Genomic DNA, 13,525 nt, shown 5'->3' on the forward strand with positions numbered 1-13,525 from the left:
TGATCAGCCTTCGACGGCGAGCCGGTATCCTGCCCCGCGCACCGTATGCAGGATCGGCGTGGGGAAGCCGTCCTCGAGCTTGCGGCGGAGGCGACCGATATGGACGTCGACGACGTTCGAGCCCGGATCGAAATGATAGTTCCAGATCTTCTCGAGCATCATCGTGCGCGTCACGACCTGGCCGGCGTGGCGGGCGAGGAATTCGAGCAGGTTGAACTCGCGCGCGCCGAGCGGGATCGAGCGGCCCGCACGCGAGACGGCGCGGGCGAGCAGGTCGATCTCGAGATCGCCGACGGAGAGCTTGGTCTTTTGCGGCTCGGTGGCAGCACGGTCGGAGCGGCGGAGCATGGCCTCGATTCGGGCCGACAGCTCGGCGAACGAAAACGGCTTGCAGAGATAATCGTCGGCGCCGGCCTTGAGGCCATCGACGCGGTCGTCGACGGCGGCAAGCGCGGACAGGATCAGGACGGGCGTGGCGATGCCGGCGGCACGAATGGCGCTGACCATAGACAGGCCGTCTAACCCCGGCAGCATACGGTCGGCGATGATGAGGTCGAAGATACCCTCGCTGGCGAGGAACAGGCCGTCACGGCCATCCGCGCAAACCTCGATGGCATGGCCGGCCTCGGCCAAGCCCTTGGCAAGATAGGCGGATGTCGAGGCATCATCCTCGACAATCAGAATCTTGCGGCTCAACGCGGTCTTACCTTCCCTGTCACCGAAATCGGTCACTATCTCCGACCCTTATAAACGGAAAGGCCGGCGGAAAGAAGTCTTCCCACCGGCCCCCACGGTACCCCCGGGAGTGACGGGCACCGATCTCTGGAAACGCGTGCGGCCGTTGCTGGCCACGGGTTGGTTCTAGGATCGGATGGGGGTCAGGGCGATGACCGAGGGGTGACAATTTCGTCATGTTGGTGGGTGTTTTTCGGCGGGCGCAGTCACGAAAGCGAGTGCGCTATTGGCGGGCGCTGATGCCGGGGTCGCCTTGGTAATCGGAAAACATTCAATCACGCCCTCTCCCTCGTCATCCCGGCGAACGCCGGGACCCATGGTTGGGGGGTTGGTGGTGGTCGTACGCCATCGCCTGGTCCGCCGTATCCATGGGTCCCGGCGTTCGCCGGGATGACGGAAAGGGGGCGCCACCAGATATCCGAATGCGGGCGCGAGGACAGGGACAGAAAATCGAGCCGGTAATGTCGTCGTACCCGCCATCTTGTTCCCCCGCGAAGGCGAGGGCCCAGTCTGGTCCCCCGCCTTCGCGGGGGAACAAGCCTACTTACCGTCGAGGATCGCCGAGATCGCGGCACCGACATGCACAATGTCCGCCATCCCATCGACACGGTGCACCAGCCCCCGAGCGTCGTAGATCGGCAGGATCGGGGCAGTCTTCGCCCGATATTCCGCCATGCGATTATGAACCGTCTCGGCATTATCATCAGGACGGCGCTTGAATTCGGTCGAGCCGCAAACGTCGCAGACGCCTGCCACGACCGGCTTCTTGTAGCGATCGTGATAGCCCGTGCCGCACTTGGCGCAGGTGTAGCGGCCGACGACGCGGTCGATCAGTGCGGCTTCGTCGACGCCGAGTTCGATGACGTAATCGAGCGTGCGTCCACGATCGGCGAGCAAGCCGTCGAGCGCCTCGGCTTGCGCGGCCGTACGCGGATAGCCGTCGAAGATGACGCCGTTCGCGGTATCCGGCTGGTCGAGACGCTCGCCGATGATGCCCGAGACGATCTCGTCCGAGACCAGACCGCCGGATTCCATGACCGACTTGGCCTGAAGGCCGACCGGCGTTCCGGCGGCGACCGCTGCACGCAGCATGTCGCCGGTCGAAAGCTGCACCATGCCGCGGTCTGAAACCAGCGTAGCAGCCTGGGTGCCCTTGCCCGCGCCAGGCGGTCCAAGAAGGATGATATTCACGAAACGCACTCCCCTCGTTCGTGCAGGATTTTTACCGCGTTAGACGCGCGGCTTAGCGAAGTCGATTGCCCTTGAGCTTCGCCTTCTTGATCAGGTCGCCATACTGGTGCGCCAACAGGTGCGACTGGATCTGCGTCACCGTGTCCATCGTCACGTTGACGACGATCAGCAGGCTGGTGCCACCGAGGTAGAACGGGATCTGCAACGCGGTCACCAGATATTCGGGCAACAGGCAGATGATCGTCAGATACGCCGCACCGATCACGGTGATGCGCGTCAGCACGTAGTCGAAGTAATTCTCGGTGTTCTTGCCCGGGCGGATGCCGGGGATGAACCCGCCATTGCGCTTCAGGTTGTCGGCGGTTTCCTCGGGGTTGAAGACGACCGCGGTGTAGAAGAACGAGAAGAAAATGATGCCGGCGCCGTACAGCAGCATGTACACGGGCGAGCCGTGCTGCAGGTACTGGTTGAGCGTGATGATGAAGTCACCCCACTTCGACTCGCCTGCGACGCGCTGGCCGGCGAACTGCGAGATCGTCAGCGGCATCAGCAGCAGCGACGACGCGAAGATCGGCGGGATGACGCCGGCGGTGTTGATCTTCAGCGGAAGATGGCTGCGATCGGCCTGCATGCCGCGCTGGGTCTGGCGCTTGGGATACTGGATCAGGATGCGGCGCTGGGCGCGCTCCATGAAGCAGATGAACAGGATCAACACGACCACCGCGACGACGATGCCGATCAGCTTGATCGGATCGAGCGAGCCCGAGCGGCCGCCTTCGAGCAGGTTGACGAGCGTGACGGGCAGATGCGCGACGATGCCGGCCATGATGATCAGCGAGACGCCGTTGCCGATGCCGCGGCTGGTGATCTGCTCGCCGAGCCACATCAGGAACATCGTACCGCCGATCAGCGAGATGACCGCGGCGACGCGGAACATCATGCCGGGCTCGATGACCGCCTGGATGCCCTGTGCTGCGCCAAGCGTCTCAAGGCCGACGGCGATGAAATAGCCCTGCACTGCGGTCAGGCCGACGGTGCCGTAGCGCGTGTACTGGTTGAGGCGCTTGCGACCCGATTCGCCGTCCTTCTTGATGGCGGCGAGCGTCGGCGACAGCGAGGTCGCGAGCTGCACCACGATCGAAGCGGTGATGTAGGGCATCACGCCGAGCGCGATCAGCGACATGCGGCTGAGCGAACCGCCCGAGAAGGTGTTGAAGAAGTCGAGCACGCCACCCTGCGTCTGCTGCGAGAGCAGGCCGAGCGCGGTCGGGTCGACACCCGGCAGCGGGACATAGCTGAGCAGGCGGAAAATGATCAGCGCACCGATCGTGAACCACAACCGCTTCTTGAGATCGGTCGCCTTCGCGAATTTCGAAAGGCTGATGCTTTGCGCCATCTGGTCGGCTGCGGATGCCATGCGTGTGATCGTCCTGGAAACAAAGAAGGCGGGATGCGTTGTGACCGCCCCCGCCGCTCATATAGGCGCAGGAGCGCGCTTGTCTAATGCCTAGACGAATTCCGGCCGCCCCCTGTCCCGTTCGTCCTGAGCGAAGTCGAAGGACATTGCCCAAAGTGACGTACCCTTCGACTTCGCTCAGGGCGAACGGAGGAAGAGAGGTCCCTGATAGGGATCGACAGGAAGTCGGCGGCGAGAAGACGCTAAGTCAGGCAAATAAAAAGGGGGCCGGCGCTTTCGCCCCGCCCCCTTTCGTTCGGCTTAAGCCTTGAACGACGCCTTGTGCGCCGCACGCTCCTTGTACTTCACGCCCTTCTTGGCGGCAGCCTTCTCGGCTGCGGGGACGAAGTGGATCACCTCGACCTTGCCGCCGATCTTCTCGACCGCTTCGATCGCGCCCTTCGACGCGCCGTCGACGGTGAACGAAAGGACCGTGGTCAGCTCGCCCTTGGCGAGGAGGCGGACGCCGTCCTTGCCGCCGCGTGCCAGGCCAGCGGCCTTGAGCGCGTCGTGGTCGAGCGTGGCGTTCACCTCGATCTTGCCGGCGTCGACCGCGAGCTGGATCGCGCCGAGGTTGACCTCTGCGAAGTCCTTGCGGAAGATGTTGTTGAAGCCGCGCTTAGGCAGACGCATGTGCAGTGGCATCTGGCCGCCTTCGAAGCCGGCGATGGACACGCCCTCGCGGCTCTTCTGGCCCTTCTGGCCGCGGCCTGCGGTCTTGCCCTTGCCCGAGCCGATGCCGCGTCCGACGCGCATCTTGGACTTACGGGCACCCTGGTTATCGCGGAGTTCGTTGAGCTTCATGGTCATGCACTCGCTTTCGCTTGTTACGCGCTGGTTGGATTCACGGTTGGAAACCGGAAATGAGGAAGGGGGCCGTTAGCCCCCTTCCCGGTATTTGTCACTAGGTAGCGTGAAGGGTCAGCCCTCGACCGACACCATGTGCTGCACCTTGCGGATCATGCCGCGGACCTCTGGGCTGTCTTCCAGCTCGCGGGTCTTGTGCATCTTGTTGAGCCCGAGACCGATCAGCGTTGCGCGCTGGTCCTTCTCGCGGCGGATCGGCGAACCGGTCTGCGTGATCTTGATGGTTGCCATGATCGCTTACTCCGTGATCGCAGCTGCATCGGCCTCGGCGGTCTTCGAACCACCATGGCCGAGCAGGTCGGCGATCTTCTTGCCGCGACGCTGTGCGACGGCCTTGGGCGAGGTCTGCTCGCCAAGGGCCTCGAACGTGGCGCGGATCATGTTGTAGGGGTTCGACGTGCCGACCGACTTGGTCACAACGTCCGCAACGCCCAGCGATTCGAAGACGGCGCGCATCGGGCCACCGGCGATGATGCCCGTACCCTGAGGCGCCGAGCGCAGCGTGACCTTGCCGGCACCGAAGTGACCGTTGCCGTCATGATGTAGCGTGCGACCGTCCTTCAACGGAACGCGAACCATCTTCTTCTTGGCAGCAGCCGTCGCCTTCGAGATGGCTTCCGGCACTTCGCGTGCCTTGCCATGACCGAAGCCTGCACGACCCTTGCCGTCGCCGACGACGACGAGCGCTGCGAAGCCGAAGCGCTTACCGCCCTTGACCGTCTTCGAGACGCGGTTGATGTGCACCAGCTTCTCGATCAGCTCTTCGCCGCCATCGTCCGAACCCGGACGACCGCCACGATTGTCGCGACCACCGCGACCGCCGTCACGACCACCGCGGTTGCCGCCCGGGCCACCGCTGCGACCGCCACCGGGGCCACCACGACCGCCACCGCCGCCGCCACCGGGACGACCACGGCCACCGCCGGTGTTGCCCTGGTAGCCAGTGCTCTGCGGGACGTTCTGAGCCGTGACGTCCTGTGCGGTCGTCTCGGGAGCGATTACTGCCGGCGTGTTGTTTTCGTCAGCCATGTCTTAGAACTCCAATCCGGCTTCGCGCGCGGCATCGGCAAGAGCCTTCACGCGACCGTGGTAGAGGAAGCCGCCGCGATCGAACACGACCTGGGTCACGCCCGCTGCCTTGGCAGCCTCGGCGACGCGCTTGCCGACCGAAGTCGCCGCGTCGATGTTGGCGCCGGACGTGCCGCGCACGTCCTTCTCCAGCGTCGAGGCCGATGCGACCGTCGTGCCAGCGGCATCGTCGATCACCTGGGCATAGATGTGCTTGCCCGAGCGATGCACCGACAACCGCGGACGGGTGCCTGCACGTGCGCGGAGCGCGGTACGGTTGCGGCGACGCCGCTTGGCGAAAAGAGAAAGTCCCTTGGTCATTACTTCTTCTTCCCTTCCTTGCGGAAGATGAACTCGCCGTCGTACTTGATACCCTTGCCCTTGTAAGGCTCGGGCTTGCGCCACTGACGAATTTCCGCGGCCAGCTGACCGACCATCTGCTTGTCCGAACCCGAGATCTCGATCGTCGTGTTGTCGGGAGTCTTGACTTCGATCCCCTCCGGCACGTCGATGTTGACGTCATGGCTGTAGCCGAGCTGCAGCTTGAGGTTGCGACCCTGCGCTGCGGCACGATAGCCGACGCCGGTGATCAGCAGCTTCTTGGTGAAGCCTTCCGACACGCCGGTGACCAGGTTCTGCACCATGGTCCGCTGCATGCCCCAGAACGCGCGAGCGCGCTTGGTGTCGTTGGCCGGCTGCACCGAAATGCCGCCGTCTTCGATCGTGTAGCTGATCTCGTCGCGAAGCGGCATCTTGAGGGTGCCCTTGGGGCCCTTCATCGTCAGCTGCTTGTTCTCGATGGTCGGCGTGATGCCCGCCGGTACGGTGACCGGCTTCTTACCAATGCGGCTCATCAGAACACCTCCGCGAGGACTTCGCCGCCGACGTTCTGCTCACGCGCTTCGGAATCCGAGAGCACGCCGCGGGGCGTCGAGACGATGGTGATGCCGAGGCCGTTACGGACGCGCGGGAGTTCCTGCGAGCCGGAATAGACGCGACGGCCGGGCTTCGAGACGCGCGCGACATGCTTGATCGCAGGCTGGCCCTCGAAATACTTCAGCTCGATGCGAAGGCCGGCCGCGGGGCCCATCTGCTCTTCGCTATAGCCACGGATATAGCCTTCGCGCTGCAGAACGTCGAGCACGCGGACGCGCAGCTTCGACGCCGGCGTGAGGACGGAGTCCTTCTTCGCGCGCTGGCCATTACGGATACGGGTGAGCAAATCACCCAGGGGATCGGTCACTGCCATGATTTAGTCCTTACCAGCTCGACTTCGTGACGCCGGGGATGAGGCCCTTGTTGGCCAGATCGCGCAGCTGAATACGGCAGAGCCGGAACTTGCGGTAATAGGCGCGCGGGCGACCGGTCAGCTCGCACCGGTTACGGATGCGGGTCGGGTTCGCGTTGCGCGGCAGTGCCGCCATCTTGAGGCGAGCGATCAGACGCTCACCGTCGTCGAGCGTCTTGTCCGCTGCGATCGCCTTCAGTGCCGCGTACTTCGGGGCATACTGCTTGACCATGCGCTTGCGGCGCTCGTTCTTGTTGACTGAACTCAGTTTCGCCATCGACTTAAGTTCTTTCTTTGCTAGCTCCCCTCCCGCTTGCGGGAGGGGTTGGGGGTGGGAAGGACCAACGCCTGTTCGGCGCGAGGCCCCTCCCCTGACCCCTCCCGCAAGCGGGAGGGGGACTTAGATTAAGCTGCCTTCTTCTCGTCGGCAGCGTCGCCTTCGATCGGGAACGGGAAACCGAACAGACGGAGAAGCTCGCGAGCCTCGTCGTCGGTCTTTGCGGTCGTCGTCACGATCACATCCATGCCGCGGATCTTGTCGACCCGGTCATAGCTGATTTCTGGGAACACGATCTGCTCCTTGATACCGCAGGCATAGTTGCCGCGGCCATCGAAGCTCTTCGGATTGAGACCGCGGAAATCGCGGACGCGGGGAAGAGCGATCGTGATGAAACGGTCGAGGAACTCGTACATGCGCTCGCGGCGAAGGGTGACCTTCACGCCGATCGGCATGCCTTCACGCAGCTTGAACTGCGCGATCGACTTCTTGGCCTTCGTCACGACAGGCTTTTGGCCGGCGATCAGCTCCATTTCGGAAGCAGCCTGGTCGACCTTCTTCTTGTCCTGCGTGGCTTCGCCAACGCCCATGTTCAGCACGATCTTGTCGAGCCGCGGGATTTCCATGACGTTCTTGTACCCGAACTTCTCGGTCATCGCCTTGATGATCATCTCGTCGTACAGTTTCCGCATGCGTGCGACGTAGACGGTCTCTGCGCCGTTCTGCTCGCCAGTGTTCTGATCAACCATTGATCTTCTCCCCGGTCTTGACAGCGACGCGGACCTTCTTGCCGTCCTGCTCCTCGAAGCGGACGCGGGTCGGCTTGCCGTCGGCGGTCACGTGCGCGACCTTCGAAACGTGCATCGGTGCTTCCTTGCGGATCAGGCCACCCTGCGGGTCACCCTGAGTCGGCTTGGTGTGGCGCACGGCGATGTTGACGCCCGATACGACGACCTTGTCGGTCTTCGGCATGGAGACGGTGACTTCACCGGTCTTGCCCTTGTCCTTGCCGGACAGGACGATGACCTTGTCACCCTTCTTGATACGCTGCGACGCCATTACAGCACCTCCGGCGCGAGGCTGATGATCTTCATGTGCTTCTTGCCGCGCAGCTCGCGAACGACTGGGCCGAAGATACGGGTGCCGATCGGCTCCTCGTTCTTGTTGACCAGCACCGCGGCATTGCCGTCGAAGCGGATGACCGTACCGTCTGCACGGCGGATATCCTTGGCGGTACGCACGATCACCGCGCGGTGAACGTCGCCCTTCTTCACACGGCCACGTGGCTGCGCTTCCTTGATGCTGACGACGATGATGTCGCCAACGCCTGCAACACGACGCTTGGAACCCCCAAGCACCTTGATGCACTGCACCCGCTTCGCGCCGCTGTTGTCAGCGACGTCGAGATTGGACTGCATCTGGATCATGGATCCGTATCCCTTCTCTGTCTCTGGGGTCGATACCGACCGAACCCCGCCTAAAAAATCACCCCGCCACGGACGAACCGCAACGGGGAGGAGCGGCCGCTTAGCCGTTCCACTCGTATTTCACAAGAACGATCTCGTTACCGTCATCCCAGCGAAAGCTGGGATATCCCGGTAACGAAGTCCGTCCCTGCCGCACGAGACCCCAGCTTTCGCTGGGGTGACGTACGTTTGAAAGTTCAGCCCTCGGCAGAAGCCCGCTCCGGCGTCGCGTGGGTGTTGACCCGCTCGATCACCTTCCAGGTCTTCAGCTTGGAGATCGGTGCGGTCTCTTCGATCCGCACGGTCTCGCCCTGCTTGAACTCGTTGCTCTCGTCATGAGCATGATACTTCTTCGAGCGACGGATGATCTTCCCGTAGAGCGGGTGCTTCACCTTACGCTCGACGTTCACGACCACCGTCTTGTCGCCCTTGTCGGACACGACCAGACCGGTCAGCACGCGCTTCGGCATGATACGTTCCTTACTTCGCGGCTTCAGCGCTGGTGCGCTGAGCCTGCAGGGTCTTGATGCGAGCGATGTCGCGGCGGACCTCACGAACGCGGCTCGGCTTTTCGAGCTGGTTCGTGGCGGCCTGGAAGCGCAGGTTGAACTGCTCGCGCTTCAGTTCGCCGAGCGACTCCGACAGCTGGTCGTCGCTCTTGGTCTTCATGTCGTCGATACGAGCCATGATCTTACTCGCCTCCCAGATGCGAGGTGTCACCCAGGCGGGCAACGACCTTTACCTTGATCGGCAGCTTCATGGCCGCCCGCTCGAACGCCTCGGCGGCAATCTTGCCATCGACGCCGTCGAGCTCGAACAGGATCCGACCCGGCTTGACGCGAGCGGCCCAATATTCCGGCGCGCCCTTGCCCTTACCCATGCGGACTTCGGCTGGCTTTCCCGAGACCGGAAGGTCTGGGAAGATGCGGATCCACAAACGCCCCTGGCGCTTCATGTGACGCGTGATCGCGCGGCGAGCCGCCTCGATCTGGCGTGCGGTGATCCGGTCGGGTTCCATCGCCTTGAGGCCGTAGGAGCCGAAATTGAGCGAGAAGCCACTCTTGGCGTCGCCCGAAATCTTGCCCTTGAAGGCCTTCCGGAACTTGGTCTTTTTTGGTTGCAGCATGTCTGTTCCTGCCCCTTAGCGACGATCGTCGCGCTGCGGCCGCACGCCGGAGGTCTGAGCCTCCATCATGATGCGGTCGTACGACGTCGGATCGTTGCCGAGAATCTCGCCCTTGAAGACCCAGACCTTCACGCCGCAAACGCCATAAGACGTGTGCGCCGTAGCCTCGGCATAATCGATGTTCGCGCGCAGCGTGTGCAACGGAACCCGACCCTCACGATAGCTCTCCGACCGTGCGATCTCGGCGCCGCCAAGACGGCCACCGCAGTTCACCCGGATGCCCTCGGCACCGAGACGCATCGCCGACTGGACCGCACGCTTCATGGCGCGACGGAAGGCAATACGACGCTCGAGCTGATCGGCGATGCCCTGCGCGACGAGACGCGCATCGACTTCCGGCTTGCGGATTTCGACGATGTTCAGCGACACGGTCGACGACGTCATCTTGCCGATCGTCGAACGCAGCTTCTCGATGTCCGCACCCTTCTTGCCGATGATCACGCCGGGGCGTGCAGCGAAGATGGAGATACGGGCCAGCTTGGCCGGACGCTCGATGACCACCTTGGAGATCGCGGCCTGCGGCAGCGTCTTCATGATGAATGCGCGGATCTTGAGATCCTCGAGCAGGAGCCGACCATAGTCGGCGCCTTCGGCGTACCAGCGGCTATCCCAGGTACGGTTGATCTGCAGACGCAGACCGATGGGGTTGCTCTTCTGACCCATTATGCTTCTTCCTGCTCGCGCACGACGATGCGCAGACGGCTGAATGGCTTGAGGATGCGGGTCGACTTGCCGCGGCCGCGGGTAGCGAAGCGCTTCATCGTGATCGACTTGCCGACCGAAGCCTCGGCGACGACGAGTGCGTCGACGTCGAGGTTATGGTTGTTCTCAGCGTTGGCGATGGCCGAGGCCAGCACCTTGCGCGCTTCGATCGCCATGCCCTTGGTCGAGAAGGCGAGGATGTTCATCGCATCGCCGACCTTCTTGCCACGGATCAGCGCAGCCACGAGGCCGAGCTTCTGCGCGGAACCACGGATCTGCGTACCGACCGAAAGCGCCTCGTTGTCCGCGACCTTACGCGGGCTGACTTGCTTAGACATCAGCGCTTGCCCTTCTTGTCGGCGGAGTGGCCAGGGAAGTAGCGCGTGGGCGCGAACTCACCGAGCTTCATGCCGACCATGTCTTCGTTGACGGAGACGGGCACGAACTTGCGGCCGTTGTAGACGTTGAACGTGAGACCCACGAACGACGGCAGGATCGTCGAGCGACGCGACCAGGTCTTGATCGGCGAACGCGCGTTGGTGTCCTGGGCGGTTTCTGCCTTCTTGAGCAGATGAAGGTCCACGAAGGGGCCCTTCCAGACTGAACGAGCCATGTTAGCCCTTCCTCTTCGTCGAATGACGCGACCGGATGATCATCTTGTCGGTCGACTTGTTATGACGCGTGCGCGCACCCTTCGTCGGCTTGCCCCAAGGCGTAACCGGATGACGGCCACCCGAGGTACGGCCTTCACCACCGCCGTGCGGATGGTCGACCGGGTTCTTGGCGACGCCGCGCGTCAGAGGACGGATGCCCATCCAGCGCGAACGGCCTGCCTTGCCCAGGTTCTGGTTCTGGTTATCGGGGTTCGAGACCGCGCCAACCGTCGCCATGCAATCGCTGCGGATGTAGCGCTGCTCGCCCGAGTTCAGGCGGACCATCACCATGCCCTTGTCGCGACCGACGACCTGCACGTACGTGCCGGCCGAACGGGCGATCTGGCCACCCTTCATCGGCTTCATCTCCACGTTGTGGACGATGGTGCCGACCGGCATCTGACCGAGTTCCATGGCATTGCCTGGCTTCACGTCGGTCTTCTTTGCCGCGAGAACCTTGTCGCCGACGGCCAGACGCTGTGGCGCCAGGATGTAGGCGAGTTCCTCGTCCGGGTACTTGACCAGGGCGATGAACGCGGTGCGGTTGGGATCATACTCGATCCGCTCGACGGTGCCTTCGACGTCCCACTTGCGACGCTTGAAGTCGATGTAGCGGTACTTCTGCTTGTGACCGCCGGCGATGCCGCGCGAGGTCACATGGCCCTTGTTGTTACGACCGCCGGTCTTGTGCTTACCTTCGGTCAGCGCCTTGACGGGGCGACCCTTCCAGAGCGACGACTTGTCGACCAGGATGAGACCGCGGCGTGCCGGCGATGTCGGATTATAATGCTTGAGTGCCATGGCCTCAGATCCCCGTCGTCACGTCGATGGACTGACCGTCCTTCAACGTCACGATTGCCTTTTTCATGTCCGAGCGCGAGTAGTTCGTGCCCTTCCACTTCTTGGTCTTGCCCTTCTGGACGAGCGTGTTCACGCCGACGACGTTCACGTCGAACAGCGCCTCTACGGCCGCCTTGATCTCGGGCTTCGTGGCGTCGTTGGACACCTTGAACACCACCGCGTTGTGCTCCGACAGGGTCGTCGTCTTCTCGGTGATGTGCGGGGCCAGGATAACGTCGTAATGACGATTATCGATGCCCGCCTTCTGCTTCTTAGCCATGGAAGCGCGCCTCCAGCTTTTCGACAGCGGCGCGCGTCAGCACCAGCGTGTCATGCTTCAGGATGTCGTAAACGTTCGCGCCGGCAGCCGGCATCACGTTCACTTCGTACAGGTTGCCCGCAGCGAATGCGAAGCTGGTGTCGACCATGTCGCCGTCGATGACGAGCGCACGCTTGCCGAAGCCGAGCTTTGCGAGATCGCCCTGCAGCGTCTTGGTCTTGCCACCCTCGACAGCTAGGCTGTCCATGATGACCAGCGAGCCCGCCTTGGCGTGGCTGCTGAGAGCCATCCGCAGGCCGAGCGCGCGAACCTTCTTGTTCAGCGACGGGTTGAAGTCACGGACGCGTGCGCCGTGCGCCTTACCACCACCGATGAACACAGGTGCGCGACGATCGCCGTGACGAGCCGTACCGCCGCCCTTCTGGCGACCGAACTTCTTGCCGGTGCGGGCGACGTCTGCGCGCTCACGGGTGCCACGAGCCGTCTCGCGACGCTTCTCGAGCTGCCAGGTGACGACACGGTGCAGGATGTCGGCGCGCGGATCGAGGCCGAAGACCTCGTCGTTGAGCTCGATGTCCGCTGCGTCCCCGTTCTGGGGGGTGCCGGCGAAAGATGAAACCTTGATCTTCACGCTCAGCCCTCCTGGCCGTCGGCTGCAGGTGCGTCGGTCGTTTCGGCCGGCGTGTCTGCTGCGGTGTTGCTGTTTGCGGTCTTGAGACCGGCGGGGAACGGTGCGTCGGCGTGGCGCGCGACCTTCACCGAATCCTTGACGAAGAGCCAGCCGCCCTTGGAGCCAGGAACCGAACCCTTGACGAACAGAAGACCACGCTCGACGTCCGTCGATACGATCTCGAGGTTCTGCTGGGTGCGATACTTGTCGCCCATGTGGCCGGCCATCTTCTTGTTCTTGAAGACCTTGCCTGGATCCTGGCGCTGACCGGTCGAACCGAGCGAACGGTGCGAGACCGACACGCCGTGGGTTGCCCGCAGACCGCCGAAGCCCCAACGCTTCATGCCGCCCTGGAAACCCTTACCCTGGGTCTTGCCCTGGATATCGACGATCTGGCCTGCGACGTAGTGGTCGGCCGAGATTTCGGCGCCGACGTCGAGCAGGCCGTCTGCGTTCACGCGGAACTCATGGACGACAGCCTTGGGCTCCACTTCGGCCTTGCCGAAATGGCCACGCTGCGGCTTTGCGACATTCTTCGACTTGGCGACACCTGCACCAAGCTGGACGGCAGTGTAGCCGTCACGATCCATTTCGCGAACGGAAACGACCTGATTGCCTTCGAGTGCCAGAACGGTGACCGGCACGTGCCGACCATCTTCCTGGAACAGGCGGGTCATCCCCATCTTCTTCGCGATCACGCCAGTACGCATGATCTTGTCCCTTCCTAGACAGAGGCCCCGTCGGACTATTCCTCGGGGGCTTGCGGACCATGTCCGGAGCGAACTCCATGATGCGTCCACCTGACCCCATCCCCGGCAAAAGCCCTGAATGGAGTCGGTTCAACCC

At 63.1% G+C, this 13,525-nt stretch carries 23 protein-coding genes; all 23 read right to left on the reverse strand.

Annotated features, from left to right (window positions below):
- Positions 1-3: 3 nt before the first annotated feature.
- Complete coding sequence (locus tag U1737_RS04165) at positions 4-696, reverse strand: winged helix-turn-helix domain-containing protein (protein WP_187504653.1); 693 nt, start codon at positions 694-696, stop codon at positions 4-6.
- A gap of 579 nt (positions 697-1,275) precedes the next feature.
- A complete protein-coding gene (locus U1737_RS04170) occupies positions 1,276-1,926 on the reverse strand; it encodes an adenylate kinase (protein WP_332795743.1) in 651 nt (216 codons plus the stop codon).
- Positions 1,927-1,978: 52 nt separating this feature from the next.
- Positions 1,979-3,343: a preprotein translocase subunit SecY gene (secY, locus tag U1737_RS04175; RefSeq protein WP_055872627.1), complete on the reverse strand. Its 1,365-nt coding sequence runs from the start codon at positions 3,341-3,343 to the stop codon at positions 1,979-1,981.
- Between the two features lie 300 nt (positions 3,344-3,643).
- Positions 3,644-4,186, reverse strand: coding sequence for a 50S ribosomal protein L15 (rplO, locus tag U1737_RS04180; protein ID WP_332796037.1), 543 nt, complete (start codon positions 4,184-4,186; stop codon positions 3,644-3,646).
- A 117-nt stretch (positions 4,187-4,303) separates the two neighbouring features.
- Positions 4,304-4,480, reverse strand: coding sequence for a 50S ribosomal protein L30 (gene rpmD, locus U1737_RS04185; RefSeq protein WP_055872633.1), 177 nt, complete (start codon positions 4,478-4,480; stop codon positions 4,304-4,306).
- Between the two features lie 6 nt (positions 4,481-4,486).
- Positions 4,487-5,278 carry a 30S ribosomal protein S5 gene (rpsE, locus tag U1737_RS04190; protein ID WP_248521938.1) on the reverse strand — a complete coding sequence of 264 codons (792 nt, stop codon included), beginning with the start codon at positions 5,276-5,278 and terminating at the stop codon, positions 4,487-4,489.
- A 3-nt stretch (positions 5,279-5,281) separates the two neighbouring features.
- Entirely contained in the window at positions 5,282-5,638 is a 357-nt protein-coding gene (gene rplR / locus U1737_RS04195) for a 50S ribosomal protein L18 (protein WP_031393749.1), read from the reverse strand.
- Positions 5,638-6,171, reverse strand: a complete 534-nt coding sequence (rplF, locus tag U1737_RS04200) for a 50S ribosomal protein L6 (protein ID WP_056047628.1) — start codon at positions 6,169-6,171, stop codon at positions 5,638-5,640. The genes rplR and rplF overlap by 1 nt, the downstream gene beginning before the upstream one ends.
- A complete protein-coding gene (gene rpsH / locus U1737_RS04205; protein WP_031393751.1) occupies positions 6,171-6,566 on the reverse strand; it encodes a 30S ribosomal protein S8 in 396 nt (131 codons plus the stop codon). The genes rplF and rpsH overlap by 1 nt, the downstream gene beginning before the upstream one ends.
- Before the next feature lie 10 nt (positions 6,567-6,576).
- Complete coding sequence (rpsN, locus tag U1737_RS04210) at positions 6,577-6,882, reverse strand: 30S ribosomal protein S14 (RefSeq protein ID WP_056015537.1); 306 nt, start codon at positions 6,880-6,882, stop codon at positions 6,577-6,579.
- A gap of 128 nt (positions 6,883-7,010) precedes the next feature.
- Entirely contained in the window at positions 7,011-7,631 is a 621-nt protein-coding gene (gene rplE / locus U1737_RS04215) for a 50S ribosomal protein L5 (protein WP_332795744.1), read from the reverse strand.
- Complete coding sequence (rplX, locus tag U1737_RS04220; RefSeq protein WP_056047623.1) at positions 7,624-7,941, reverse strand: 50S ribosomal protein L24; 318 nt, start codon at positions 7,939-7,941, stop codon at positions 7,624-7,626. The genes rplE and rplX overlap by 8 nt, the downstream gene beginning before the upstream one ends.
- Entirely contained in the window at positions 7,941-8,309 is a 369-nt protein-coding gene (rplN, locus tag U1737_RS04225; RefSeq protein WP_031393755.1) for a 50S ribosomal protein L14, read from the reverse strand. Before rplN ends, rplX begins: the two co-directional genes overlap by 1 nt.
- A gap of 236 nt (positions 8,310-8,545) precedes the next feature.
- The gene (gene rpsQ / locus U1737_RS04230) at positions 8,546-8,818 is read right to left on the reverse strand and encodes a 30S ribosomal protein S17 (protein WP_031393756.1); all 273 of its coding nucleotides are present in this window, start codon (positions 8,816-8,818) and stop codon (positions 8,546-8,548) included.
- Between the two features lie 10 nt (positions 8,819-8,828).
- The gene (rpmC, locus tag U1737_RS04235) at positions 8,829-9,035 is read right to left on the reverse strand and encodes a 50S ribosomal protein L29 (protein WP_055872644.1); all 207 of its coding nucleotides are present in this window, start codon (positions 9,033-9,035) and stop codon (positions 8,829-8,831) included.
- A 4-nt stretch (positions 9,036-9,039) separates the two neighbouring features.
- Positions 9,040-9,474, reverse strand: a complete 435-nt coding sequence (gene rplP / locus U1737_RS04240) for a 50S ribosomal protein L16 (RefSeq protein WP_031393758.1) — start codon at positions 9,472-9,474, stop codon at positions 9,040-9,042.
- A gap of 15 nt (positions 9,475-9,489) precedes the next feature.
- Entirely contained in the window at positions 9,490-10,197 is a 708-nt protein-coding gene (gene rpsC, locus U1737_RS04245; RefSeq protein WP_055872646.1) for a 30S ribosomal protein S3, read from the reverse strand.
- Positions 10,197-10,574: a 50S ribosomal protein L22 gene (gene rplV, locus U1737_RS04250; protein WP_056047621.1), complete on the reverse strand. Its 378-nt coding sequence runs from the start codon at positions 10,572-10,574 to the stop codon at positions 10,197-10,199. The genes rpsC and rplV overlap by 1 nt, the downstream gene beginning before the upstream one ends.
- Entirely contained in the window at positions 10,574-10,849 is a 276-nt protein-coding gene (gene rpsS, locus U1737_RS04255; protein WP_031393761.1) for a 30S ribosomal protein S19, read from the reverse strand. The genes rplV and rpsS overlap by 1 nt, the downstream gene beginning before the upstream one ends.
- Position 10,850: 1 nt before the next feature.
- Positions 10,851-11,690 carry a 50S ribosomal protein L2 gene (rplB, locus tag U1737_RS04260; protein ID WP_055872649.1) on the reverse strand — a complete coding sequence of 280 codons (840 nt, stop codon included), beginning with the start codon at positions 11,688-11,690 and terminating at the stop codon, positions 10,851-10,853.
- Positions 11,691-11,694: 4 nt separating this feature from the next.
- Positions 11,695-12,009 carry a 50S ribosomal protein L23 gene (locus U1737_RS04265; protein ID WP_031393763.1) on the reverse strand — a complete coding sequence of 105 codons (315 nt, stop codon included), beginning with the start codon at positions 12,007-12,009 and terminating at the stop codon, positions 11,695-11,697.
- Positions 12,002-12,640, reverse strand: a complete 639-nt coding sequence (gene rplD / locus U1737_RS04270) for a 50S ribosomal protein L4 (RefSeq protein WP_332795745.1) — start codon at positions 12,638-12,640, stop codon at positions 12,002-12,004. The genes U1737_RS04265 and rplD overlap by 8 nt, the downstream gene beginning before the upstream one ends.
- A gap of 2 nt (positions 12,641-12,642) precedes the next feature.
- On the reverse strand, positions 12,643-13,389 hold the full coding sequence (gene rplC, locus U1737_RS04275) for a 50S ribosomal protein L3 (protein WP_056060507.1): 747 nt from the start codon (positions 13,387-13,389) through the stop codon (positions 12,643-12,645).
- Positions 13,390-13,525: the final 136 nt, after the last annotated feature.

Origin of the sequence: Sphingomonas fucosidasi (assembly GCF_036663855.1) — a bacterium.
Classification (GTDB): domain Bacteria; phylum Pseudomonadota; class Alphaproteobacteria; order Sphingomonadales; family Sphingomonadaceae; genus Sphingomonas; species Sphingomonas faeni_B.

Bases quoted from the DNA above. Each gene is read 5' to 3' on its own strand.
- secY (WP_055872627.1), bottom strand. From the start codon at position 3,343: ATGGCATCCGCAGCCGACCAGATGGCGCAAAGCATCAGCCTTTCGAAA.
- rplO (WP_332796037.1), bottom strand. From the start codon at position 4,186: ATGAAGCTCAACGAACTCCGCGATAACCAGGGTGCCCGTAAGTCCAAG.
- rpmD (WP_055872633.1), bottom strand. From the start codon at position 4,480: ATGGCAACCATCAAGATCACGCAGACCGGTTCGCCGATCCGCCGCGAG.
- rpsE (WP_248521938.1), bottom strand. From the start codon at position 5,278: ATGGCTGACGAAAACAACACGCCGGCAGTAATCGCTCCCGAGACGACC.
- rplR (WP_031393749.1), bottom strand. From the start codon at position 5,638: ATGACCAAGGGACTTTCTCTTTTCGCCAAGCGGCGTCGCCGCAACCGT.
- rplF (WP_056047628.1), bottom strand. From the start codon at position 6,171: ATGAGCCGCATTGGTAAGAAGCCGGTCACCGTACCGGCGGGCATCACG.
- rpsH (WP_031393751.1), bottom strand. From the start codon at position 6,566: ATGGCAGTGACCGATCCCCTGGGTGATTTGCTCACCCGTATCCGTAAT.
- rpsN (WP_056015537.1), bottom strand. From the start codon at position 6,882: ATGGCGAAACTGAGTTCAGTCAACAAGAACGAGCGCCGCAAGCGCATG.
- rplE (WP_332795744.1), bottom strand. From the start codon at position 7,631: ATGGTTGATCAGAACACTGGCGAGCAGAACGGCGCAGAGACCGTCTAC.
- rplX (WP_056047623.1), bottom strand. From the start codon at position 7,941: ATGGCGTCGCAGCGTATCAAGAAGGGTGACAAGGTCATCGTCCTGTCC.
- rplN (WP_031393755.1), bottom strand. From the start codon at position 8,309: ATGATCCAGATGCAGTCCAATCTCGACGTCGCTGACAACAGCGGCGCG.
- rpsQ (WP_031393756.1), bottom strand. From the start codon at position 8,818: ATGCCGAAGCGCGTGCTGACCGGTCTGGTCGTGTCCGACAAGGGCGAC.
- rpmC (WP_055872644.1), bottom strand. From the start codon at position 9,035: ATGGCTCGTATCGACGACATGAAGACCAAGAGCGACGACCAGCTGTCG.
- rplP (WP_031393758.1), bottom strand. From the start codon at position 9,474: ATGCTGCAACCAAAAAAGACCAAGTTCCGGAAGGCCTTCAAGGGCAAG.
- rpsC (WP_055872646.1), bottom strand. From the start codon at position 10,197: ATGGGTCAGAAGAGCAACCCCATCGGTCTGCGTCTGCAGATCAACCGT.
- rplV (WP_056047621.1), bottom strand. From the start codon at position 10,574: ATGTCTAAGCAAGTCAGCCCGCGTAAGGTCGCGGACAACGAGGCGCTT.
- rpsS (WP_031393761.1), bottom strand. From the start codon at position 10,849: ATGGCTCGTTCAGTCTGGAAGGGCCCCTTCGTGGACCTTCATCTGCTC.
- rplB (WP_055872649.1), bottom strand. From the start codon at position 11,690: ATGGCACTCAAGCATTATAATCCGACATCGCCGGCACGCCGCGGTCTC.
- U1737_RS04265 (WP_031393763.1), bottom strand. From the start codon at position 12,009: ATGGCTAAGAAGCAGAAGGCGGGCATCGATAATCGTCATTACGACGTT.
- rplC (WP_056060507.1), bottom strand. From the start codon at position 13,389: ATGCGTACTGGCGTGATCGCGAAGAAGATGGGGATGACCCGCCTGTTC.